Origin of the sequence: Candidatus Palauibacter irciniicola, from assembly GCF_965208695.1 — a bacterium.
GTDB classification, from domain to species: domain Bacteria; phylum Gemmatimonadota; class Gemmatimonadetes; order Palauibacterales; family Palauibacteraceae; genus Palauibacter; species Palauibacter irciniicola.
Genome location: NZ_OZ242352.1, coordinates 1,067,392 through 1,090,839 on the forward strand (window position 1 = coordinate 1,067,392; position 23,448 = coordinate 1,090,839).

A 23,448-nucleotide genomic window follows, 5' to 3' on the forward strand; every position below is an offset into this window, starting at 1 on the left:
GGCATACGACACACTCGGAGTGGACGGATGGCATCGGATCACGAACAGCCCGCGGGCGCCCCGCGGACCATCAAAGCGTCGGAGTTCAAGGCGAAATGTCTCAAGCTCATGGATGAAGTCGCCGAGACGGGCGAGGAGATCGTCATCACGAAGAACGGCCGCCCCGTGTCGAAGCTCGTGCCCTGTGCGGAGAAACCGGAGACGCTGTTCGGACGGTATCGTGATGTGATCCGGATCCATGGCGATATCGTGGGGCCCATGCCCAGAGAGTGGTGGGACGACGGAGACGACGCCGACGAGGATCTGTTTTGATCCTGCTGGACACGCACGTCCTGCTATGGCACGGGCGCGGGGACCGCCGGCTCGGACGGCGCGCCCGGCGGATGATCGAGCGGGCGCTACCCCGGAGGCGCGCGGCGATCTCCGCCATATCCTTCTGGGAGATCGCGATGCGCGTCCACAGCGGGCGGTTTGACCTTCTCATGGAACCGGAGGCCCTGCGTCGCGATCTCCTCGCCCACGGACTCGTCGAAATCCCGGTCAGCGGACTGATTGGCGTGCGGGCGGGACGGCTCCCGGGCTTGCACGGCGACCCGGCCGACCGGCTCATCGTCGCCACGGCTCTGGAAGGGCATGAACTGCTCACGGCCGACCGGCGTATTCTCGACTGGTCCGGCAAGCTGAACCGGTTCGACGCCACCGAATAGTTCGGGCCGGGACGTTCCCGCGGGAACGGCACGTGCCCCCTGCGACTCAATCAGCTCGTGCCGGCCTCCAGGGTCGCGACCTCGGTCATGATGCGGTCGAACTGGGTGGCGGCGCGGTGCGGAGCGAGGTTGCACAGGTAGACGTGCGCGGCCCCGAGCCGCCGGAGGGCGACGATCGTCTCCGCGCAGTGCCGCTCCGGCGTGACTCCCGCTTCGAAGGCCGAAGCGACCGCATCCACGGGTACGGGGAAGAAGCGGGACAGCCGTTCGAGTACCGTCCGGCGGCCGTTCCGGTAGTAGAAGACGCCGAACGAGCCGGGAATCTCCAGGCCCGCGCGCTCGGCGCCTTCCAGCCAGTGCTCCGCCCGCCCCAGGTCGTGATGGGACACGACCTGCGTGAGGTAGTAGTCCGCCTCGAACCCGGGGTCCGTGGCGAAGTCGATCTGTTCGGCGATGGGACGGTGGAGATTGACCCAGCCTCCGAGGGACAGGCTCCGTGTCCGCTCCCGGAACTTCCGCCGGAGCAGATATCCGTGGGGAACGCAGCGTTCGGCGCCTCGCACCTTGTCTCCGCCCGTGACCGTGACGCTCTCGACGCCGCGAGCTCGTGCGCGGTCGACGTAGCGCAGGCAGTAGTCGAGCGGGTGGAGGCAGGTCAGGAAGGGAACCACCCGCCACGGGTCGACCTCGTTCGCGAGGTTGGCCGTCAGGTGCTGGAGGTTCTCCTCCTCCTCCTCGCCCACGGCGCTGTCCGTGAGCATGAGGAAGGCGTCGCGCGCCGCGAGGCCGCGAATGGCGTGCGAGAGGTCGATCCACATGTCCATCGCGCCGCCGCGCGTGAGTCCGCTCCGCGGCGGCCGGAGTTCGACCGTCATCGTCGGCGTTTCCCCACGCAGCCGCTCCACGAACCGGCCGGAGCCCGGTTCCCGGGATGTGTGCTGGGGAAGTGTCGTGTCGCTCACGCCGGGAGATCTCGTCCGGTTCGTCGCCTGGCAGCGCGTGGCAAAGCCCCGCTTTCGGATCGAAGGAGGATGCGGTTCCGGAGTTCCGTTGCAAAGGTGGCGGTCGACGGTTCCGTTCCGACGGGTCTCATGCACCGCGACCGGAGGAGAGTTCGCGTGACGGAGGAAACGACGAACGAAGCGATCATCGACGACGAGGCACTGGCGGAGGACATCCTCACGCTCCTCGCCCGCACGCCCGGCACCGTGCGAGTGCTGCTCGAGGATCTGCCGGCGGACCTGCTGCATGCGGACGAGGGCGAGGGGACGTTCAGCCCCTTCAGCGTGCTGGGACATCTCATCCAGGGCGAGATCGACGACTGGATGCCGCGGACGCGCTGGATTCTCGAACACGGCCGCGAACGGGCGTTCCCGCCGTTCGATCGGTTCGCGCACGTCGAGCGCACCCGCGACCGCTCGCTGGACGAGTTGCTCACCGAATTCGAGACGCTGCGCGAGACCGGACTCGCGGCGCTGCGGGAGGTCATCGAGGAAGGGGCGGATCTCGACGCGGGGGGGCTTCACCCTGAGCTGGGCGAGGTCACGCTACGGCAACTCCTCGCCACCTGGGCCGTCCACGACCTGAACCACATCGCCCAGATCACGCGCGTCGTCGCGCACCAGTTCGAAGGTGAGGTGGGTCCGTGGAAAGCCTATCTCCCGATACTCCACCACGACCGGTAGGCACATCTCGTTGGCCGAGCCGCGCACCTGCGGCGGAAGCCGGCGGGTGCAGCGCGACGGCTACGTCGGCCGGTGCCGCCGCTCCGCCTCGGCCGCGCGGACGGCGGCGGCGAGGGAATCCGTGTACGGCGGGCGGTGGATGCCGCGTTCGGTGACGATGCCGGTCACGAGTTCGCGTGGGGTGATGTCGAAGGCGGGGCTGTACACGCCGGCCGCCTCGGGGGCGAGGAGGGGGCCGAAGCCGCGGCGGACCTCGTCCGGGTCCCGGTGTTCGATCGGGATGTCCGCGCCGGTCGGGGTGCCGAGGTCCACGGTCGAGGTGGGCGCGAGAACGTAGAAGGGGACCCCGTGGCGGTGGGCCAGCACGGCCAGCGGGTACGTGCCGATCTTGTTCGCGACGTCGCCGTTGGCCGCGATGCGGTCGGAGCCCACGAAGGCGATGTCCGGCGGATCCGAGGCGAAGAGCGACCCGGCCATGTTGTCGGCGAGCACGGTGACCTCGATGCCCGCCCGGGAAAGCTCCCACGCGGTGAGGCGGCTGCCCTGGAGGAGCGGCCGGGTCTCGTCGGCGAACACACGGACCCTGCGGCCCGTCTCGGCCGCGACGTAGACCGGGGCGAGGGCCGTCCCGATGCCCCCCGTCGCGAGCGACCCCGCGTTGCAATGCGTGATCACCGACTCGCCGCCCGCCAGCAGCGCCGCCGCGTGCTCGCCGATCGCCCGGCACATGCGGCGGTCCTCCTCGTGGATGGCGTCGGCCTCGGCCGCCAGCGCCGCGGCCAGTTCTGCCGCGCCCCCGGTGGCTGCCTCCAGCCGGGCCCGCAGGCGGCGGACCGCCCACACGAGGTTGATCGCCGTCGGCCGGGCGTTCGCCAGCCCCTCGGCCCAGCCGGCGAACCGGTCCCGCAACGCGTCCGCCGAGATCCCTTCCGCGGCGGACTGGCGCGCCAGAGCCGCGAGGCCGACGGCCGCCGTGATCCCGATGAGCGGCGCGCCCCGCACGCGCAGGCTGACGATCGCCTCGATGAAGTCGTCGAGGGTCGAGAGTTCCTTCTCCTGGTGGACGCCGGGAAGGAGCGTCTGGTCGAGGATCAGGGCGCTCAGACCCCCGGGGGCCCAGCGGATCGTTTCCGGCACCGAAAACTCGCGCTCGTTCATGCCGCGCAACCTATCCGGCGGCGGGAAAGGCGCTACCTTGACTGCCACGGGACGTCCCGCAGGGATCGAATGCAGTCCAGGAGGAATCATGACGTCGTCAGGAGAACACAGGGTCGTCAGCTCCGCGGTCGCCTTCCGGGTGGCCACCGCCGCGCTCGCGCTCGCCATCGTCGCCCCCGCCGCACCGCTTGCCGGGCAGGAGCGGGACCCGGATCACTTCGGCCCGGCGGACGTATTCGAACTCGAAGTCGCGGGCGATCCCCGTATCTCGCCCGACGGTTCCCGGGTCGTCTACGTGCGGTCCTCGATGGACATCATGACGGACCGTCAGCGCAGCAACCTGTGGATCGTCGACTACGACGGTTCGAACCACCGTCCGCTCCTCACCGGACAGACGAACTTCTCCTCTCCGCGCTGGTCGCCGGACGGCACGAGGCTCCTCTACGTCGCGAGCGACGAGCACGGGAAGTCGCAGCTCTACCTGCGCTGGATGGACACCGGACAGACGGCCCTGCTCACGCAGCTGGAGCGAGGCCCGGGCGGGCTCTCCTGGTCTCCCGACGGGAGCACGATCGCCTTCAGCATGTTCGTCCCGGACACGCCGCCGCCCTTCGCGCAGATGCCGGCAAAGCCGGAGGGCGCGACGTGGGCGCCGCCCGCCACGACGTACGAGCGGCTCTACTACCGCTCGGACAGCCAGGGCTTCCTGCCGGTCGGGTACTCCCACGTCTTCGTCCTTCCCGCGGAGGGAGGGACGCCGCGCCAGGTCACGCACGGCCCCTACAACCACGGCGGGACGCCCGAGTGGACCCCCGACTCGCAGCACCTGCTGATCTCGGCCACCCGGCGCGACGACTGGGAGTACGTGCGGGACTCCGAGATCTTCGAGTTCGCCGTGGCGGATGGGGCCATCCGGCAACTGACCGACCGACGCGGCCCCGACTCGAGTCCGACGGTGTCGCCCGACGGCGGGATGATCGCCTACACCGGCTACGATGACCGCTTCCTCGGGCACCAGGTGTCGAAGCTGTACGTCATGAACCGGGACGGGTCCGGCTCGCGTCTCATCGCCGACGACCTCGACCGCTCGATCGGGAATCTGCACTGGGCGAGCGATGGGGCGGGGCTCTTCTTCCAGTACGACACCGAAGGGAACACGCGGCTGGCCCACGTCGATCTCGAGGGGACCGTGACGGATATCGTCTCCAGCGTTCAGGGTCTGTCGATCGGCCGTCCGTACGGCGGCGGCACCTTCTCCACCTCCGGGAACGACCGTTTCGCCTTCACCTACGGGACGCCGGACCACCCCTCGGACCTCGCGGTCACGAATCGCGGCGGCGACTGGCAGCGCCTCACGCATCTGAACGAGGATCTGTTCGCGCAGAAGGCGATCGGGGAGACGGAGGAGGTCTGGTACAAGTCCTCGCACGACGGGCTGGACATCCAGGGCTGGATCGTGAAGCCGCCGGACTTCGACCCGAGCCGCAAGTATCCGCTCCTGCTCGAAATCCACGGCGGTCCGTTCGCCAACTACGGCGACCGCTTCAGCGCCGAGGTCCAGCTCTTCGCCTCGGCGGGCTACGTCGTCCTCTACACGAACCCGCGCGGGAGCACGAGTTACGGCGAGGATTTCGGGAACGAGATCCACCACGCGTATCCGAGCTACGATTTCGACGACCTCATGTCCGGCGTCGATGAAGTGATCTCACGCGGCTACATCGACGAGGACCAGTTGTTCGTCACCGGCGGTTCGGGCGGAGGCGTGCTCACGGCCTGGATCGTGACGCACACGGACCGCTTCGCGGCGGCCGCGTCGCAGAAGCCCGTCATCAACTGGTATTCGTGGGTTCTGACCGCGGACATGGGAGGCAGCGGCGGCGTCAACTACTGGTTCCCGGGAGAGCCGTGGGACAACCTCGAACACTACATGGAGCGCTCGCCGGTCCACCACATCGCGAACGTGACGACGCCGACGATGCTCATCACGGGCGAAGTCGACTGGCGGACGCCGATGTCGGAGTCCGAGCAGTTCTACCAGGCGCTGAAGATCCGGAAGGTGCCGTCGGTGCTCGTGCGGATTCCCGAGGCGAACCACAGCATCGGCGCGCGTCCGAGCGGTCTCATCAGCAAGGTGCAGCACATCCTCGCCTGGTTCGAGCGGTACCGGACGAGCGGGACGACGACGCAGTGAGGGTGCGATGAGCCGCGACGGGACGGGCAGGTCGGACAGGGAACTCGGGCTCGACCGGGAGATCACGCGCCGCGACTTCGTCCAGTTGGCGGGGGCGGGGATCGCGGGCTCCGCGCTCCTGGGGTGCGGGACCGAGGCTCCCGGAGGCGGCAGCGGCATCGCGGTCCCGGGGGTGGCGTCCGAGCCGTGGTCCGACGCGCTGGGACCCGACTGGTACGGGCCGGGCGGCGTGGGGGACTACGCGTCCTCGCACGGGAACACGCCGGAGGTCGTCCGCTCGGCGCACTGGGTCCGCGACGGGCGGGCTCCGGGCGGGGGGGTGACGGACACCGGGGAGCGCTTCGATGTCGTGATCGTCGGGGGCGGACTCGCGGGTCTCTCCGCCGCGCACCACTTCAAGCGTCACCGGCCCGCCGGGCGCTGTCTCGTCCTCGAAAATCACCCCGTGTTCGGCGGCGAGGCGAAACGCAACGACATCATGGTCGACGGCGTGCGCCTGGCCGGACCGCAGGGCTCCAACGACTTCGGCATACGCCCGCCCACCGGGGAGCCGGACGACTACTTCACCACGCTGGGCATCCCGCGCGAGTTCGAGTACGCGCCGGACGCGGGGCAGGTGAAGGCCCCGCTCGAGAACTACGGCTTCATGCACTGGGTCCAGGACCAGTTCTCCATCGGGCACTACTTCGGCGGGACGCGGCGTGGCGGGCCCGGCTGGTCGGGCGGTTCGGGCGGCTGGGTCAGCGACCTGTGGGGGGATCCCTCCCGCGCGCCCTGGACGCCGGAGGTTCGGGAGGGCTTCGAGCGCTGGCGCAACGCGCGGCTCACGGACCACGTGCCCCCGGACGCGCCGGGGGGGCCGGACAACCCCGGGCCCTGGCTCGACGGCATGACGCTCAAGGCCTACTACGAGGACGTGCTCGGCCTGCCGCCGGAGGTGACGGCGTACGTGGATCCGATCCTCGCCAGCATCATCGGACTCGGCTGCGACGCCATCTCCGCCTGGTGGGGGATGCACTTCGACCTCCCCGGCTTCGGGCTTCCGTCCCGCTACGACGGCATGACCTTCCACTCCTTCCCCGGCGGGAACGCGGGGATCGCCCGCTATTTCGTGAAGGACGTCGTGCCGGACGGGATCGCGGGCGAGCGCACGCTGGGGGACGTGCTCAACGGGGCGATCGACTTCGGCGCCCTCGACCGGCCGGATCAGCCCGTGCGGCTGCGGCTGGGGTGCACCGCGATCGACGTGCGCCACACCGGGACCGGCGACGGTCGCGTGCGCGTCACCTACGTGCACGAAGATCGCGCGTACTCCGTCGAGGCCGACGGGGTCGTGCTCGCGAGCGGCGGGTGGATGAACCGCTACATCGCGGCCGATCTGCCGGACGGACACCGCGCGGCCTACGACCATTTCCGGCACGGCCCGATCCTCGTCGCGAACGTGGCGCTCCGGAACTGGCGCTTCCTCGACCGCCTCGGGATCGCCGGCTGCTTCTACGAGGGCGATCTCGGCTTCTCGTGCAACATCCGGCGGCCCATGTACGCGGGAGACTACCGGCCGGTCCACGCGCCCGATCACCCGACGATGCTGACCTTCTACATCACCTTCGAGGCGCCGGGCCCATCGCCGGCCGATCAGGGGATGGCGGGCCGCACCGAGATGCTGAGCACGTCCTTCACCGAGTACGAGAGACGGTTGCGCGCGCAGATGGTCGAGCTGTTCGCGGAGGGCGGCTTCGATCCGGCGGAGGATATCGCCGGCCTCGTCCTCAATCGCTGGGGGCACGCCTACGTGGCGCCCGGACCCGGCTTCTTCTTCGGGCGCGACGGGGCCCCGGCCCCGCCGGATGTGATTCGCGAGCCCTTCGGCCGCGTCGCGATCGGCCACTCGGAGTTGCGCGGGCACCAGAACTGGACCGGCGCGTCCGCGGAGGGTCGTCGCGCCGTCGAGGCCGTCCTCGATCTGATCTGATGCCGCCGCGATGCAACGGGTGAAGCCGCGGACGGGCTCTCGCGGCCTGTGGACGCTCGCGCTTTGCGCGCTGGCGGGCTGTGCGTCGTCGGCCGTCCCATCCATCGAGTACGAGATCCTGGGGACGTTCCCGCACGATCCCGCGGCGTACACGCAGGGACTCCTCTTCCACGACGGGGCACTCCTCGAGAGCACCGGCCGCTACGGCGAATCGAGCGTGCGACGCGTCGACGTGCCGACGGGAGAAGTCCTGGCGAGCGTCGCGGTGGACTCGGCGCTCTTCGGGGAAGGACTCGCCCGGGTGGACTCGGAACTCGTGCAGCTCACGTGGAAGTCCGGCCGGGCCTTCGTCTACGATGTCGAGACGCTGGACGCGCTCCGGGAGTTCGCCTACGAGGGTGAAGGCTGGGGCCTCTGCTACGACGGGGAATCGCTCTGGATGTCCGACGGTTCGAGCGCGCTCGAGCGCCGCGACCCGCGGACGTTCGCCGTGCTCGCGACGGTCGAGGTGACCCGCGGCGGATCCCCGCAGCGCCGTCTGAACGAACTGGAGTGCGTGGACGACTGGATCTACGCCAACGTCTACCAGACCGACGTCATCGTCCGCATCGACAAGGCCACCGGCGAAGTCCTCGGCGAACTCGACCTGTCGAGCGTCCCCCTCAGCGCCCGCAAGCCCGGCGACGTCGAGGCGGTACTCAACGGCATCGCCTACGTCCCCGAGACCGGCGTCTTCCTCGTCACCGGCAAACTCTGGCCCAACCTCCTCGCCCTCCGTCTCGACGACTAGCCGCGATTGGCCCTTTGCTCGAGATCGGCGCATCGATCGAGAATCTCTTCGAACGCTTCCTCATCATCGAACAGCATGCCGCTGCCCAGCATCTGTTCATAGTCGGCGGCGAGAGCTGCGTTGAAAGGACCGTCGGGGCACAGTTGAAGCCCGCCGGAAACCGCGGCCTCGTAGTCGATCCAGTCTCCTGACCTGTCCCTCTCCCGGAAGAAAACCGATTTGTGGCGAGCCACGGCACGAGCCAGTTCACGGTCGGCCAACGCTCTCTCGACGTAGCCGGCGTCGTCCAGCCGAGCCAGGTCGTGCCAATGCCTGGAGAGACGCGTCCCGCGCTGTCTGCGCCGGCGGCAGAACACATGTATCGCCGTGGCCTTCTCCCAGAAGGTACGCTCGGCCAACATCACGGAGGGTTGCGCCGAAGGGAAGCGAACGTCGGGCAGGAATTCGGCCGCGTCGCACTCGATCGTCCGCTCTCGTCGCGGTTCGCCCGTCGCGCGGGCTCCGAACTCCACGAGTACTTCCGGCCGGACAAAGCCGCCGTCGGCGAAGAGCGGTTCATAGCGTACATGGATCCGGTCCCCATCGGAGCGGACGCGGGCGGGATAGCCGCTCCGAGCCAGCGCATCGCGGATCGCAGGCAGCGCTTCATCCGCCGCCCATTCCGCCAGTCGAGCGCGAATCGCCTTCGTCCAGCGCTGTTCCTGACTGCGGCTGGGGGGTAACGCCTCCTCGTCGGCACCAGCCACCAGGTCGGGAACAAACTGCCGGATGTCGTATGTGACGTCGATGTCCTCGGAGAACCGTCGAATCACACGATACGCCTTTGCCAGCGATGTCCCTCCCTTGAACGTCAGATGGCGCCCGAACGGCGCACCGAACAGCACCGATAGGACCTCAACGACCCAAACGTCCTTCTCCAGCAGGTGAACGGGCCGTCCGCCGCGAATCGAGGCGGCCCGGAGCGCCTTGGCTCGGTCGGATCGCGAGAGCGACCGATAGAGAACGTCAGCCACGAGCCAGCAGGTTGCTCACCGGAGTGGCGATCCAGGACGGCAGAATGGGGCGTACCTCCGCCAGTTCGGCCAGATCTGACGGCGAAAGTCGGCGAGCGATGACGTCGAGGCCTCGCGCCGCTTCCGTGCGACCCAGCCACGCCATGGCGCGGACGGCGAGGCCCGCCGGCCGCCCTGGAGCGACGAGTTGCCACCGCGGTGCATGCCGAAGTTGGACTACGAGCGCCTGAAGCCGGAGCGTGCGACTCGGCCCGGAAGTGAGGTATACGAGTCGAACCGGTACCTGGGTCGTGAGGCCGAGAACGTTGGCGGCAGCGCCCGTGCAAGGGACGATGGTCTCTCCCCAGAGGGCTGCTAGCGCCGCGATCACTTTTTCGACCGTTGGCGCCAATAGGCCGAACCGCGTTACCACCGGACGCACGTACACGCCGCGGAAGATCCGGATCAACTGCCCCCGCCGGGCGAGGCGCGACAATGCCTGGTCGACGGCCGCCCGGTTCCCGAGATGGAGCAGTGAGCCCGGGCAAATGGGTGCTCCCTCGGGGAGTGTGGCCGCGTATTCGGCGATTTGACGTGGGAGGCTCGACATTTTTTGCATCCGTTCGGTTCCGGCCGGTGATGAGGGTCACAAATATGTCAGAAAAATATCTAGTAAACTGACATTTGTCGAGCAACGCGAACGTCGCGAAGGCTTGATCCGGGGTCATCTGGAGAGTATCGGGTTCCGGCCGAGCTACAGGACCCTGGAGAAGCGGTCTCCCAGGGTTTGGAGCCGCACGCTGGGTTCGTTGCTGAAAACGAGGCGGAGCTGGTACTCGGCGTCCGGGCCGCCCCAGGCGTCCATGGGCGTGGCCGCGACGCCCGCCCGGGCGAGGAGCCGCTCGGAAAGCTCGCGGGCCGTGAGGCCGAGGGGCCGGGCGTCGACGAGGAGCGACCAGCCGCCCGCGGCGGGCCGGACCGGGTAGTCGCGGAGCGCCTCGAGCACCGTGTCGCGGCGCCGCTCCCAGCGTCGCACGCAAGCCGCCACGTCGTCGGCTTCGTCCGCGGCGGTCAGCGCCGCCAGCGCGCCGGGCTGCCCGATTCCGACCCCCGTCACGACGTTGTAGATGCCGACCTTGGCGACGGCGGCCATGACGGCGGCCGGCCCGACGATCCAGCCGGTGCGCCAGCCGATCATGCGGTGCTCCTTCGAGACCGAGCCGACCGTGAGCGTGCGCTCCCGCATGCCCGGAAGGCCGGCGGGGTGCAGGTAGGGGCGCCCGTCGTACAGGATGCGCTCCATGGCCGCGTTGTAGAGGAGCCACAGGTCGTGGCGCCGGCACAGTTCCGCCACGACGGCCCAGTCGCCGGCGTCGAGCACGCCGCCGGACGGCATCGACGGGTTCATGATGAAGAGCGCCCGGGTCCGGTCGCCGACGCACCCGGCGACGGCGTCCAGGTCCAGGCGCCAGCCCCCGGCGGGATCGAAAACCCAGGGCGCGAGCCGGGGGCGCGCACCGGCCAGCCGCACGCGCTGGAGCATGCCGGCGTACGTGGGGTCGGTGACGACCACTTCGTCGCCCGGGTCCACCGTCGCGAGCAGGGCGTTGAACAGGCCCTCCGTGCCGCCGGCGGTGACCACGCACTCCCGGTCCGGGTCGTAGTCCTGCCCGGAGAGCCGGCCGACGTGCCGGGCGGCCGCCGCGCGGAGGTCGGCCCGGCCCGTGAAGGGCAGGTAGCTGTTGGCGGCCGGCGATTCGAGCGCGGCGCGGGTGGCGGCCACGGCCGCCGCGGGTGGGCGCAGGTCGGTGTCGAGGTTCTCGAGCCGGAGGATGCCGGGATCGCTCTCCGCCGCCCGCGCCACCCCGTCAATGTCGAAGCCCGGAATGCCGGCCAGCCGTCCGGGCGGAGTGCGCGCGCCGCCCTCCGCGCCGCTCACCGGCCCATCCTCCGCTGCAGGGCGTCGAGTGCCGCCATGAGGTCGGGCTCGTCGGACAGCACGCCCAGCAGCGGGTCGGCGTCCAGTTCCCGCGCCCTCTCGGGCATCGTCCGAATCGTGAAGTCCTCCATGGAGAGCCCCTCTCCCACTTCGGCCCAGGCGAGCGGCGCCGACACCGTCGCCCCGGCGCGCGGACGGACGGAATAGGGCGCCACCACGAGCCGCCCGCGGCCGTTCTGGACGTAGTCGATGTAGATCCTGCCGTCTCGTCCCGCCGGGTTCCGCACGATCGTGGCCCGGTCGGGAATCTCCGCCGCCACCGCCTTCGCGAGAAGGAGCGCGAGCGTGCGCGACTGCTCGTAGTCGAGTTGCCCGCCGAGCGGGATCATCACGTGGATCCCCGAGGACCCGCTCGTCTTCGGATAGCTGGGCAGCCCGATCTCGTCGCACATGTCACCGATCGTCCGCGCGACCTCCACGACATCCTCGAAGGGGGCGTAGACCTCCTCGCCGTCGCGCTTGTGCTTGGGGTCCAGGTCGAGGAGGCACCAGTCCGGGCGGTCCAGGGTCCCGATGCGGCTCGCCCACACGTGCAGCGGAATGGCCCCGAGATTCGCGACGAACACGAGCGTGGCCGGGTCGTCGGCGATGAAGTAGTGGATGTCGCGCTCGGAGCCCTCGCTCCAGATCGCCTCCGTGCGCACCCACTCGGGCTGGAACCCCGGCGCGTTCTTCTGGAAGAAGGACTTTCCGTCGATCCCGTCCGGATACCGCGTCAGCACGAGGGGCCGGTCCTTCAGGAACTTCAGCAGCCACGGCGCGATGTCCCGGTAGTAGGCGATCAGGTCGCCCTTCGTGTATCCCTCCTCCGGCCAGAAGACCTTGTCGAGATTCGAGAGCGGCAGTTCCTCGACGGGCGGGGGGGACGTATCGACTCGCACGGGGTCGGTCAGCGCCGCGCGCGGATTCCGCGGAAGCCGGCAGTCCGTGGGGAGCACGTCCGCCACGTCGAGGAAAACGGCGTGCCGGAGGAGGCCGCCCTCCGTGACCTCCTTGTAGCGGACTTCGGCGACGAGGCGGGGTTCGACCCAGGTATGATCGTCGCCCGCGGGGGCCGGGGTCACGAACGCGGGGCCATCGGACTTCAACTCGTCGAGGCGGGTCCGGAGGTCGGTCAGCGTCTTCTCGTCAAAGCCCGTCCCGACGCGGCCGACGTAGTGAAGGGCGAGGTCGCCGTCGCCCGCGGCGGCGTCCGAAGCGGAGTCGGCGGGACCGTAGGCGCCGAGGTGGAGGGCCCCGAAGCCCTCGCGCGAGCCCGCGGGACTCGTGAAGCCGACGATGACGAAGCGGTCCCGGCGGGCCGCGTGGATCTTCCTCCAGTCGGGGGACCGGCCACCGAGGTACCGGGAGTCCGCGCGCTTGGCCATGATCCCCTCGAGGCCCATCTCCTGCACCTGCCGGAAGAGGGCTTCTCCGCACCCCTCGAAGTGTTCGCTGAAGCGGATGGGGCCTGCCTCGGGTACTACGTCGCGCAGGTAGCGGCGCCGCTCGGAGAGCGGGAGCTCGCGCAGATCGCGGTCGTCGAACGCGAGCAGGTCGAAGGCATAGAAGCTCGCCGGCGCCTCGAACGAGGCGCGCCGGATATCGTGCGGACGCGAGAGGCGGGCGCGCTTCTGAAGGTGCCGGAAGCTGGGGTAGCCGGCGGCGTCGTGCACGACGACCTCGCCGTCGAGGACGACGCGCCGGTAGGGGAGCTTGCGCAGCGCGCGCGCGATGTCGGGAAAAGTCGGGAGCGCGTCGTGTCCGTTCCGCGTCAGCAGGCTCCCCTCGCCCGCGACGGCCGAGGCCAGCATGCGGTATCCGTCCAGCTTGAGTTCGAAGTGCCACGCGGGGTCGTCGAACGCGTCTTCGCGCGGCTGGGCGAGCATGAACTCCACCTCCGAAGGGTCGACCGGCCGCTCCGGCACGGCCGCCGCATCGAGGGCCGCGGCCACGTCGTCCCCCGGATACCAGCCCTCCTCCCGCCGCGCCATCTGCCCGACGGTGAGTCCGGACAGGATGGAACTCTCCGGGAGCGACCCATCCTCCAGGATCGGGTGGCCCCCGCGCCGCTCGCGGATGAGGAGCCATTCCTTCCCCGTCTCCCCCTTCTCGAGCCGCACGAGCGTCCATACGCCCTTGAGTTTGTGGCCCCGCAGCTCGAACAGGAGCTTGCCCTTCTCCAGCCCCTCCTCCGGATCCTCGAGCATGAGACAGCGGCCGATGTCCCACACGATCATCTCGCCGCCGCCGTACTCGCCCGCCGGAATCACGCCCTCGAACTCGATGTACTCGACGGGGTGGTCCTCGACGTGGACGGCGAGTTTCTTGTCCGCGGGGTCGGCCGAGATCCCCTTCGGCACTGCCCACGAGACGAGGACACCGCCGATCTCCAGGCGCAGGTCGTAATGCAGCCGGGTCGCCGCGTGCAGCTGCACGACGAACACGCCCACGCCCGTCCCGGGCGCCCCCCCGAAGGGTTCCGGGGTGCGATCGGACGCTCGCTTCTCGCGGTATTTCCCGAGTTTTTCGCGAGGCATGCTCGCGGCACCCCCTCCTGATGCTGATTCCGGTCCGCCGGCTTCGGATTGCCTGCGCTCTGTGCGACAATCCGGGGCGCAACCTATTATTCGGCCCCCCGGTTCGGCATCAAACCGGTGGTCTGGCTCGCGTCGGAGGCTTCGGCGCGCACACGGAGGCGCAGGGATGTCACCTCGACCCATCGCAACGGCGACGATCTCGTTCGGGCTCGTTTCGATCCCGTGCCAGCTCTATTCATCCGCCGAGAACTCGCAGAAAGTTCGCTTCAACTTCCTCTCCCCCGAAGGGACCCGCGTAAAGCAGCAGTACGTGGACGCCAAGACGGGAGAACCCGTCGAGCGCCGGGATCTCATCAAGGGCTACCAGTTCGCGAAGGACCAGTACGTGACGTTCAAGCCGGAGGAACTGAAGGCGCTGGAGGCGGAGGCGACGCAGGCGATCGAGATCGTCGAATTCGTGCCGGTGGACCAGGTCGAGCGGGCGTATATCGGGAAGACGTACTACCTCGGACCCGCGCGCGGAGGGGACAAGGCCTACAGCCTCCTCGGCGCCGCGATGAAGAAGACGGGCTGGGCCGCGCTCGCGAAGTATGCAGCGCGGGGCAAGCAGTATCTCGTCCTCGTGCGGCCGGTCGGAGACCACCTCGTGCTGGAACAACTGCACTACGCGCATGAGGTGAGGGACATTGCCGCCGTGCCGTCCGGAGAGGGCGAGGTCGTCGAAGCGGAACTCGGTCTCGCCGTGCAGCTGATCGAGCAGATCGCCTCGGAGCGCTTCGATCCGTCCAAGTACGAGGATGAGGTCGGGCAGCGCATGCTCGAAGCGGTCGAGCGGAAGGTCGCCGACGGAACGGAGATCACCGCGCCCGTCGAGGAGGAAACGACGGCGCAGGTCATCGACCTCATGGCCGCGCTCCGGGCGAGCGTCTCCAGCGAGACGGAGACCGGGGCCGACGACCAGGCGGAGAGCGAGCCGGAGAAGAAGAAAGCCGCGGGGTCGTAGCCGGACTCAACGAGAAGAAGACCACCCAAGGAGAATCCGATGCGGGTTCGATCCGTCGCGCTGTTCGCGTCCATCCTTCTGTTGCCGGTGTGGCAGGGTTCCGGCAACCCTCCGCCCTCCGCCCCGACCGTCGACGATCTCCGGGCCGGCGTCCCGGACCGGATCGCCGCCTTCGATGCGGCCGCCACGGAGACGCTGCGGGTTCCCGGGCTCGAGGCCGGCGTCGAGATCCTCAAGGATCTGTGGGGCGTCAGCCACATCTACGCCGAGACGGAGCACGACCTCTTCTTCGCGCAGGGATACAGCGCCGCGCGGGACCGCCTCTTCCAGTTCGAACTCTGGCGCCGCCAGGCCACGGGCACGGTCTCGGAAATCCTCGGTCCGCGCGAACTGGAGCGCGATCGTGGCGCGCGGCTGTTCCGCTTCCGCGGCGACCTGGAAGCGGAACTGAACCACTATCACCCGCGCGGCGCGGAGATCATCCGGGCCTTCACGGACGGGATCAACGCGTACATCGCCGAGACGGAACGCGACCCGGATCTGCTCCCGGTCGAGTTCGAGATGCTGGGCATCCGGCCGCAGCCGTGGACGCCCGACGTCGTCATCTCCCGCCACCAGGGCCTGCTCATGAACATCGGGCAGGAACTCGATCTCGGGATCGCCGTCGCGGCGGTGGGGGCGGAGAAGGTGAAGGAGGTCTCCTACTTCCATCCCGGTGAGCCGGACATCGATCTCGACCCCGCGGTCGACGGATCGCTCCTGCGGCGCGAGATCCTCGACGTGTACCGGGCCTTCCGCGGACCCGTCCGGTTCCAGCCGGAGGACATCGATCCCCGCTTCCGCGCCACCGCGTCCGACGCGGAGGCCTTCGCCCTGCGGACGCTCCGGGAGGAAGCCGAGGCCGAAGCGTACGAAGCGGAGCGCCTCGAGGCGGAGCGGATGGGGACGGGCAGCAACAACTGGGTCGTGGCGGGGAGCCGCACGCTGAGCGGCCACCCGATCATGGCGAACGACCCGCACCGGGTGCAGGCGGCCCCCTCATTGCGTTACCTGGTCCACCTCGTCGGACCGGGGTGGAACGTGATCGGCGGCGGCGAGCCCGTCCTCCCGGGCATCTCGATCGGGCACAACGGGTACGGGGCGTGGGGCCTCACCGTCTTCCAGACCGACGCGGAGGACCTCTACGTCTACCGGACGCACCCGGAGGACCCGGACCGCTACTGGTACCGTGGCGACTGGGAGGCGATGCGCGTGATCGACGACGAGATCCCGGTCGAGGGGCGGGGCCCGGAGCGGGTGCGCCACAGATACACGCGGCACGGGCCCGTCGTGTACGAGGACCGCGACAACGGCCTCGCCTACGCGGTGCGCGCGGGGTGGATGGAGATCGGCGGCGCGCCCTACCTCGCCAGCCTGCGCATGAACCAGGCGAAGACGTGGGAGGAATTCCGGGACGCCTGCAACTACTCGAACATCCCCGGCGAGAACATGGTGTGGGCCGACGTGGACGGGAACATCGGCTGGCAGTCCGTGGGGATCGCGCCCATCCGCCGCAACTGGTCGGGCCTCGTCCCCGTGCCGGGGGACGGCCGCTACGAGTGGGATGGCTACCTCGAGATCGTGCACAAGCCGCACGTGTTCAACCCGGACAAGGGCTTCTGGTCGACGGCGAACCAGAACCTCGTCCCGCCCGGCTACGAGCACCGCGACGCGGTGGGCTGGAGCTGGAGCGACCCCTTCCGGAGCGCGCGCATCGACGAAGTCCTCGCGACGGGAAGGCGCTTCACGCTGGCGGAGATGATGCAGTTGGCGACGGACTACGTGTCGCTCCCGGCGCGCTCCCTGGTGCCGATGCTGCGCGGCGTGGACCTGCCCGCGGGGGCGGAGGCGGCCCGAGGCGAGTTGCTCGACTGGGATTTCGCGCTGGCCCCGGAGTCCCGCGAAGCCGCGATCTACGTGTCCTGGGAACGTGAGATCCAGAGACAGATGGTGCCGCTCGTCGTTCCGGCCGAAGTCCGCGCGTCGCTCGGACGCCTGTCGATGAAGAAGATCATCGACTGGCTCGGCTCGCCCCCCGCGTGGTTCGCGCCCCTCGGAGACGGGGATCCCGTGGCCGGCCGCGACGTCTTCCTCGCCCGCACGCTGGGCGACGCCCTGGAGGGGCTGGAGGATCGGTTCGGCGGCGATCCCTGGCGCTACGGCGACGTGCGCTTCAAGCACGCCCGGTTCCGGCACCCGCTGTCCGGGATCGTGAACGCCGAGATGAGGGCACGCCTCGAGGTGGGGCCGCTCCCGCGCGGAGGCAACGGCTTCACCGTGAACCAGACGGGGGGCGGCGACAACCAGACCTCCGGCCCGTCGTTCCGGATCATCGCGGAGGCGGGGGACTGGGACACGGCCGTGTTCACGAACACGCCGGGGCAGGGCGGAGACCCGGACGATCCCATGTACCGGAACCTGTTCGAGGGCTGGGCGAAGGACCGCTTCTTCCCGCTCTACTACTCCCGGGAGCGCGTGGAAGCCGCCGTCGCCGACCGCCTGATGCTGACCCCGAACTAGCGCCGCGTCAGCGGATTGGATCGCTGGGCCGCGCTAGCGGATTCGCAGGGCCCACACCGATACGTGTCGCGGGGTCCGGCCGCCTCCGGGAGAGGCGACCTTGAGGCTTGTCGGGGCCAGGACCCCCTCCGGACTCCAGCGAAGCAGTGCGCCGGAGCCGGCGCGCAGACTCCAATCGTGCTCGTGCGCCGACGCCGTCGAAGCGTACGGGCGGAGCCAGGTCTCCTCCGAGAACCGCCGCCAGATGTCCGCGAGATCCCAGGACCAGAACCAGTTCACACCGTGCAGGTCCATCCACAGCGACATGTAGAAGTCGGCCAAGAGGTGTTCGACTCGCCTTTCGGCGACCTCCTCCATGGAGGCATAGCCCCAGTGGGGCGACTGCGTCAGGCGGCTCAGCAGCGCCTCTTCGCCTCCGGTGTAGTCGCCGCCGTACCGGTCCATCATGTACCGAAGGAACATCGAAGGCACGTCGTATGCGGCTCTCCTGTTGCGGCACGGTCCGTCGTTCCCCTGCGACGGCCGCCCGACCCACGAACACTCTTCCGGCGCCCCCGCCACCCGGCGCCCCCGACCCCAGGAGTAGCCAGGATCCCAGCCGAAGAATCGGGCCATCCCGGTGACCCACTCAGAATACCACGCCTGTCCGCTGTCGTAAGCGTCCCACCCCCGGTCCGGGGTCGACTCGTGTCCGAAAAGCCGGTAGGCGACGAGTTGCTCGGACAGCGTGGCCCCGCCCTCCAGCTCCCATGACGTCTTATAGGCGGCTCCGCCGAGGACCGCGGCACCGAGTTGAACGATGTGCGTCACTTCGTGTGTCAACAGGGACGGGTAGTACTCGAGGATCTCCTGCCTGGTCCACGCACGCCCGTGTACGCCGCTGGATCGGGAACGACGCCGTAGAAGATCTCCGCTTCGTTGCTGGTCCATCCGTCGATGAACAAGTCACCTGACCAGACGAATCCACCGATCCCCATCAAGTTGACATCCTTCGTCATGAGAACCAGGAAGCGTTCGTTGCCGTCCACATCCGAGAGCTCGCCGAAGTAGCGTCATGCACCGGCTTCGCGTGCGACGTAGAACTCATCGAGCGTGGTCAGCTCGGAGGCCGTGAGTCCGCCGGGCGGATTCGCGAGATCCTCCAGCCAGATCGAATTGGCGCCGCTGAGACGGACGACGGCGCGCACGGTGTCGCGTTCGCTGCAATTGCCAAGACAGCCGCCGAACAACGTCACCGTGTCACCGGTGGAGTACGATCGTCCGTCCGCTGCGGCCGGTGACGCGACGGGGGTTACCGGCCCCAGGGTGCGGAGCAGCTCTTCACTCCTCTCCATGAACTCGTTGTGCGCCTCCCAGTCTCGCCGTGAAGGCGGTTGGTGCGGATCGGATCCGGCGCCTCGGTCGGCCCCGGCCCCGGCGGTACCCGGCGCGAACCCGTCCGGAATCGGACCCGCGAACGCGACGCCTTCCCGGGCGGCGCGGTCGACGCTCTCCGTCCGGGACGCGGCTGCGGCCGTGCCGAGGTTCGCGAATACGTCCAGATCGCCCGGAATGCCGGAAACCGTGATCGGCGACAGTACCGACGGGTCGCGGGCGGTGGACACCACCCCGATCAGCCACTCGCCGCCCGTCGAGTCTCCCGGCAGCAGCAGGCACCCGTTTCCGGCGTACGTCCAGCGGTACCAGCCGGGGTCGAGGTCCATGCGCTCGCGGTCCGTCGGCGTCACGCTGACCTGCAGGGCGTCGCTCAAGCCCAGAACCGTCACGTCCAGTTCGGCCTTCCGCGGCGGGAGGCAGTCGCTGCGCGGAACGCGAATCGTGAGTTGCGTCGCGGTCGCCGCGGTCACCGGGGCCGGGATGCCGTCGACGAGGATGAGATTGTTCGCGATGGAAGTCGCGAATCCCCGTCCATGGATCGTCGCCTCCTCTCCCTCGAGCAGGACGGCGGGTTCCACCGTCCCGATCTCGACCCCGTCCACGGTGACGGAGAAGCTCTGGCTGACGCTCAGACCGCCGTGGTCGGTACCCGTGACCGTCACCTCCGGCCTCACCCCTCGCCACGGCGGTCACCGTGAGCCCGACGCCGGCGACGTGCACGGACGCCACGGTCTCATCCGAACTCGTCGCGGTGTAGGCGAGCGCCTCGCCGTCCGGGTCCCGCACATACCGTGTGAGAAGCACGGTCTCCGAAGCGCCCGACGCCAGATCCAGTGCGGGGACCGCCGTGACTTCGGGCGCCCGGTTGGGGACCGTCACGGCGAAACTCTGCGTCGCAGTCAGGCCCCCCGGGTCGACGGCGGTGACCGTGACATCCGCGACACCGGTCCGTGCGGCAACCAGCGTGAGTTCGCTGCCCCGGGCGGTGGCGGTCACCACTTGGCGGTTCGATGTGGACGGCGTGTACGCGAGCGCATTCCCGTCCGGGTCACGGAAGAAGTCCTCCAGCGACACGGTCGCCGACTCCCCCGCCAGCATCTCGCGCGGCGGGATCGTCCCCTCCGCGACCGGTGCCCGATTGGCGTTGGGGGGCGCGGACGTCGGCAGGGCATCACCGCAGGCGGCAAGCCATGTGGCCACCGCCAACGCTAATGCGCCTGCGTAGGCGCGCCGCGTGCCGTCGTACGGTGAGGCCGACGTCGTTGATCTGCCCGTCTCGGGCGAGCGAACTCCCATCCTCCGGCGTTCCTTGGGCTGGAGGGGTGGAAACAGCGTTCAATAAACAAATCTTAGGTGAAGTCGAAGTGAGGCGCGCCACCAAAATGGGGGGGGTAGATGTTCAGTTCTGGCGCCTGGCTGGATCTCTGGATCGCCCGATACCGGTGCCGAACTAGCGCTCGAGGTAGAAGCCGATGAGACCCTGGTTCCGGGGCGGTTCGGCGCCGAGCTGGCGTAGCATCGTCGTCACTTGGCCCCGGTGGTAGGTGGCGTGGTTGACGACGTGCTGCAGCATGTGCCAGAACACGGCACGCATCGGTTCGCCATCGAAGAACCGGTACTCGATCACGCGGTTGATGTCCTCGGGGCCGAGTTCCTCGACGAATCGGCGGACGCGCGCCTCTTCTTGCAGCCAGCGCGCGCGAACGTCGCCCGCGTTCTCGAAGTCGGCGGCGGGCAGATGCTCCGTCGGGAAGGATCCCCGCCAGCGTGAACACCAGACCCATTCAGCCGATACGACGTGGGCGAGCGTGTCGCGGATGGAGCCGAAGCTGCTCCCCAGGTCTCGGCGGAAGTCTTCGGGTGCGATCCGCTCGACGGCATCGAGCGTGCCGTCGCGGGCCCAGTAGTGGAAATCGAGGAGTGTGATCAGCGAGTCGCGGGTCATGGGAGGAGTCTACTCACCGTGAGCGCCGGCTGCATCTCCCGGACGCGCAGCCGGAGGTCCGTCTCGCGTTTGCAGCGGGTGCGGCGCTTCGGCTAGATTATGTGGCTGTTCCGCAGACGCCTCCGCGGGAGGCACACAACCAGCGCGTGGGGAAGACATGAAGGCAGGCATACATCCGGAGTACGCACCCGCGAAGATCACCTGTGCGTGCGGCCGGGAAACGGAGACCGCTTCGACGGTGGGCGAGATCCACGTCGAGATCTGTTCGCACTGCCACCCCTTCTTCACGGGGCGGCAGAAGCTCGTCGACACGGCGGGACGCGTGGAGCGGTTCATCGCCAAGTACGGCGATCGGAACACCCGCAGCGAGGAGAAGGACGCGGTGGAGAAGGAAGAGGCCGCGGAAGAGGGGGCAGTGGCGGCGGATGCCTGAGCCGGAGGCCTCCGGCGCTCGACACCGCATTTCAAGTGACGGGGTTCCTCGCGGACCCCGTTTTCATATGGGGAACGAATGATGTCGGACTGGGACACGCTTGAGGATCGTCTGCGTGACGCCGCCGAGCGGTACGAGACGCTGGCGCGCCGGATGGCGGAGCCCGAAGTGCTGTCGGATATGGCGCTCCTGCGCGACCTGGCGCGCGAACACTCGGGGCTGGAGCCGGTGGCGCACGCGGCGACGCGCCACTTCAAGCTGCTCGACGACCTGCGCCAGGCGCGGGAAGTCGCGGCGGAATCCGACGGCGAGCTGGCCGAAATGGCCGCGGCCGAGGTTGCCGAGCTGGAGGCGGAGCGCGAGGAGGCGCGGGAAGAACTCCGCCGGCTCCTCGTTCCGAAGGACCCGCTCGACGACCGGCCCGCCGTGGTGGAGATCCGCGCCGGCACCGGGGGAGACGAAGCCGCGCTCTTCGCGGCGGACCTGTACCGGATGTACACGCGCTTCGCCGCGGAGTCCGGCTGGGACGTGGAACTCATCAGTACGAGCGAGGGCACGCTCGGCGGCCTCAAGGAGATCGTCTTCGTCGTGCGCGGCTCCGACGCCTACGGCCGTCTGCGCTACGAGTCCGGCGTCCACCGCGTCCAGCGCGTGCCCGAGACCGAAAGCCAGGGTCGGCTGCATACCTCCGCGGCGACGGTGGCCGTCCTCCCCGAAGCGGAGGAAGTGGACATCGAGATCGACCCCGCCGACCTCAAGATCGACGTGTTCCGCTCCTCCGGCCCCGGTGGACAGTCCGTGAACACGACGGACTCCGCCGTGCGGATCACGCACGGGCCGACGGGGCTCGTGGTGTCGTGCCAGGACGAGAAGTCGCAGCACAAGAACAAGGCGCGGGCGCTCAAGGTGCTGCGGAGCCGACTGCTCGACCGGCTGGTCGCCGAGCAGGAGGCGGAGCGGGCCCGCGAGCGGCGCACGCAGGTGGGGACGGGTGACCGCTCCATGAAGATCCGCACCTACAACTTCCCGCAGAACCGCGTGACGGATCACCGCATCCACTTCACGAGCCACCGGCTGGAGGCCATCCTCGCCGGCGACCTGGATGAGGTCGTCGAGGCACTGCGGCTCGCCGGGACGGAAGAGCGGATGGCGGCGGGCGCCGGATGAGCGATCCGCCGCCGGGCGGAGCGGGACGCCGCCCGGCGGGTCCGACGCGCCGGGAGATCGTGCAGGGGGTGCGGCGCGAACTCGAACTCGCCGGCCTTGAAGCTCCCCGGGTCGAGGCCGAGCGGCTGGTCGCCGCGGCGCTCTCGCTGTCCGTGAGCGAACTCGGCGTCGCGGGCGGGGAGCGGGTCGATCCCGGCGCCGCGGCGGATGTGGCGCGCGCGGTCTCCCGCCGTCTCGAGGGGCAGCCGCTCCAGCACATCGAGGGCACCGTCGACTTCCGGCGCGTCCGCCTCGTGTCGGATGGCCGCGCGCTCATCCCGCGGCCCGAGACCGAGCAACTGCTCGACCTCGTCGCCGCCTGGCGCCGCGGCCGGAGCGCGCCCGTCGATGCCCTCGACATCGGGGTCGGGTCGGGCGCCATCGCGATCGCGCTCCTCGACGAGGGCATCGCCGGCCGCGTGGTCGGGCTCGACGTGTCGGAGGAGGCGCTCGACCAGGCCCGCGAGAACGCCCGCCGTGCGGACGCCGGTGGTCTCGAACTCCGCCCGTGTCGGCCCGACATCTGGTCCGCGCTCGCGACCGGCGAGAGCTTCGACCTCATCATCTCCAACCCACCGTACGTCACGACCCCGGAATGGACCGGCCTCGACCCCGTCGTCCGCGACCACGAGCCCCGCGTCGCACTGGACGGCGGGGAAGACGGACTGGACGTGATTCGCGCCGTCGTCTCCGGAGCCGCGGCCCGACTCCGGGAAGGCGGCGCCCTCTTCCTCGAGATCGGCATGTCCCAGGGCCCCGCCGTGATGGCGCTGCTCGAGGCGGAGCCGATCCTCACGGACTGCCGCGTGCGCGCCGACCTTGCCGGCCGGCCGCGATTCGCATCGGCGCGGAAGGGGAACTCCGACTAGCGCTCGATCAAGTCGCGTGGGGGTCGAAGCCGGGTTATACTCG

General features: G+C 69.4%; 20 protein-coding genes. 11 read left to right on the plus strand and 9 right to left on the minus strand.

Translation table 11 applies throughout. The features are described 5' to 3' along the window. The first annotated feature begins 27 nt into the window (after window positions 1–27). The gene (locus ACOGI9_RS04370) at window positions 28–312 is read left to right on the plus strand and encodes a type II toxin-antitoxin system Phd/YefM family antitoxin (protein WP_419858668.1); all 285 of its coding nucleotides are present in this window, start codon (window positions 28–30) and stop codon (window positions 310–312) included. After that, on the plus strand, window positions 309–707 hold the full coding sequence (locus tag ACOGI9_RS04375; protein WP_419858669.1) for a type II toxin-antitoxin system VapC family toxin: 399 nt from the start codon (window positions 309–311) through the stop codon (window positions 705–707). The genes ACOGI9_RS04370 and ACOGI9_RS04375 overlap by 4 nt, the downstream gene beginning before the upstream one ends. A gap of 50 nt (window positions 708–757) precedes the next feature. On the opposite strand, the gene ACOGI9_RS04380 is transcribed toward ACOGI9_RS04375, so the two are convergent. Then, a complete protein-coding gene (locus tag ACOGI9_RS04380; RefSeq protein WP_419858670.1) occupies window positions 758–1,669 on the minus strand; it encodes a hypothetical protein in 912 nt (303 codons plus the stop codon). Between the two features lie 156 nt (window positions 1,670–1,825). Here ACOGI9_RS04380 and ACOGI9_RS04385 point away from each other — a divergent pair, with 156 nt between their 5' ends. Beyond that, window positions 1,826–2,392: a DinB family protein gene (locus tag ACOGI9_RS04385; protein ID WP_419858671.1), complete on the plus strand. Its 567-nt coding sequence runs from the start codon at window positions 1,826–1,828 to the stop codon at window positions 2,390–2,392. A 60-nt stretch (window positions 2,393–2,452) separates the two neighbouring features. Here the strand turns inward: ACOGI9_RS04385 and mtnA are convergent, their stop codons facing one another. Further along, window positions 2,453–3,550 carry an S-methyl-5-thioribose-1-phosphate isomerase gene (gene mtnA, locus ACOGI9_RS04390; RefSeq protein ID WP_419858672.1) on the minus strand — a complete coding sequence of 366 codons (1,098 nt, stop codon included), beginning with the start codon at window positions 3,548–3,550 and terminating at the stop codon, window positions 2,453–2,455. 88 nt (window positions 3,551–3,638) lie between these two features. On the opposite strand from mtnA, the gene ACOGI9_RS04395 reads away from it, so the two are divergent. From ACOGI9_RS04395 to ACOGI9_RS04405, 3 genes are read left to right on the plus strand one after another with little or no spacing between them, the layout of a single operon-like run. Continuing rightward, window positions 3,639–5,741, plus strand: a complete 2,103-nt coding sequence (locus ACOGI9_RS04395) for a prolyl oligopeptidase family serine peptidase (RefSeq protein ID WP_419858673.1) — start codon at window positions 3,639–3,641, stop codon at window positions 5,739–5,741. Between the two features lie 7 nt (window positions 5,742–5,748). Beyond that, complete coding sequence (locus ACOGI9_RS04400; protein WP_419858674.1) at window positions 5,749–7,713, plus strand: FAD-binding protein; 1,965 nt, start codon at window positions 5,749–5,751, stop codon at window positions 7,711–7,713. A 10-nt stretch (window positions 7,714–7,723) separates the two neighbouring features. Beyond that, complete coding sequence (locus tag ACOGI9_RS04405; RefSeq protein ID WP_419858675.1) at window positions 7,724–8,503, plus strand: glutaminyl-peptide cyclotransferase; 780 nt, start codon at window positions 7,724–7,726, stop codon at window positions 8,501–8,503. Here the strand turns inward: ACOGI9_RS04405 and ACOGI9_RS04410 are convergent. The 4 genes from ACOGI9_RS04410 to ligD form a co-directional block, all read right to left on the minus strand. Beyond that, window positions 8,500–9,516, minus strand: a complete 1,017-nt coding sequence (locus ACOGI9_RS04410; RefSeq protein ID WP_419858676.1) for a nucleotidyl transferase AbiEii/AbiGii toxin family protein — start codon at window positions 9,514–9,516, stop codon at window positions 8,500–8,502. The two genes, ACOGI9_RS04405 and ACOGI9_RS04410, sit on opposite strands and share 4 nt — an antisense overlap. Then, window positions 9,509–10,114 (minus strand): DUF6088 family protein, encoded by a 606-nt coding sequence (locus ACOGI9_RS04415; RefSeq protein WP_419858677.1) that lies wholly within the window; start codon window positions 10,112–10,114, stop codon window positions 9,509–9,511. The genes ACOGI9_RS04410 and ACOGI9_RS04415 overlap by 8 nt, the downstream gene beginning before the upstream one ends. Window positions 10,115–10,249: 135 nt before the next feature. After that, window positions 10,250–11,434, minus strand: a complete 1,185-nt coding sequence (locus tag ACOGI9_RS04420; RefSeq protein WP_419858678.1) for a pyridoxal phosphate-dependent aminotransferase — start codon at window positions 11,432–11,434, stop codon at window positions 10,250–10,252. Then, on the minus strand, window positions 11,431–14,013 hold the full coding sequence (ligD, locus tag ACOGI9_RS04425; protein WP_419858679.1) for a DNA ligase D: 2,583 nt from the start codon (window positions 14,011–14,013) through the stop codon (window positions 11,431–11,433). Before ligD ends, ACOGI9_RS04420 begins: the two co-directional genes overlap by 4 nt. Before the next feature lie 166 nt (window positions 14,014–14,179). Between ligD and ACOGI9_RS04430 the strand changes: the two genes are divergently transcribed. Continuing rightward, complete coding sequence (locus ACOGI9_RS04430) at window positions 14,180–15,016, plus strand: Ku protein (RefSeq protein WP_419858680.1); 837 nt, start codon at window positions 14,180–14,182, stop codon at window positions 15,014–15,016. 39 nt (window positions 15,017–15,055) lie between these two features. After that, entirely contained in the window at window positions 15,056–17,575 is a 2,520-nt protein-coding gene (locus ACOGI9_RS04435; RefSeq protein ID WP_419858681.1) for a penicillin acylase family protein, read from the plus strand. Window positions 17,576–17,608: 33 nt separating this feature from the next. Here the strand turns inward: ACOGI9_RS04435 and ACOGI9_RS04440 are convergent, their stop codons facing one another. The 3 genes from ACOGI9_RS04440 to ACOGI9_RS04450 all read right to left on the minus strand — a co-directional run bounded on the left by ACOGI9_RS04440 (window position 17,609) and on the right by ACOGI9_RS04450 (window position 20,897). After that, entirely contained in the window at window positions 17,609–18,385 is a 777-nt protein-coding gene (locus ACOGI9_RS04440; RefSeq protein ID WP_419858682.1) for a hypothetical protein, read from the minus strand. Between the two features lie 242 nt (window positions 18,386–18,627). Then, the gene (locus tag ACOGI9_RS04445; protein WP_419858683.1) at window positions 18,628–19,614 is read right to left on the minus strand and encodes an IPT/TIG domain-containing protein; all 987 of its coding nucleotides are present in this window, start codon (window positions 19,612–19,614) and stop codon (window positions 18,628–18,630) included. Window positions 19,615–20,402: 788 nt separating this feature from the next. After that, on the minus strand, window positions 20,403–20,897 hold the full coding sequence (locus tag ACOGI9_RS04450) for a DinB family protein (protein WP_419858684.1): 495 nt from the start codon (window positions 20,895–20,897) through the stop codon (window positions 20,403–20,405). 157 nt (window positions 20,898–21,054) lie between these two features. Between ACOGI9_RS04450 and rpmE the strand changes: the two genes are divergently transcribed. The 3 genes from rpmE (at window position 21,055) to prmC (ending at window position 23,405) form a co-directional block, all read left to right on the plus strand. After that, window positions 21,055–21,330 carry a 50S ribosomal protein L31 gene (gene rpmE, locus ACOGI9_RS04455; protein WP_419858685.1) on the plus strand — a complete coding sequence of 92 codons (276 nt, stop codon included), beginning with the start codon at window positions 21,055–21,057 and terminating at the stop codon, window positions 21,328–21,330. Window positions 21,331–21,411: 81 nt separating this feature from the next. Next, the gene (gene prfA, locus ACOGI9_RS04460; protein ID WP_419858686.1) at window positions 21,412–22,497 is read left to right on the plus strand and encodes a peptide chain release factor 1; all 1,086 of its coding nucleotides are present in this window, start codon (window positions 21,412–21,414) and stop codon (window positions 22,495–22,497) included. Further along, window positions 22,494–23,405 (plus strand): peptide chain release factor N(5)-glutamine methyltransferase, encoded by a 912-nt coding sequence (gene prmC, locus ACOGI9_RS04465; protein WP_419858687.1) that lies wholly within the window; start codon window positions 22,494–22,496, stop codon window positions 23,403–23,405. The genes prfA and prmC overlap by 4 nt, the downstream gene beginning before the upstream one ends. Window positions 23,406–23,448 lie beyond the last annotated feature (43 nt).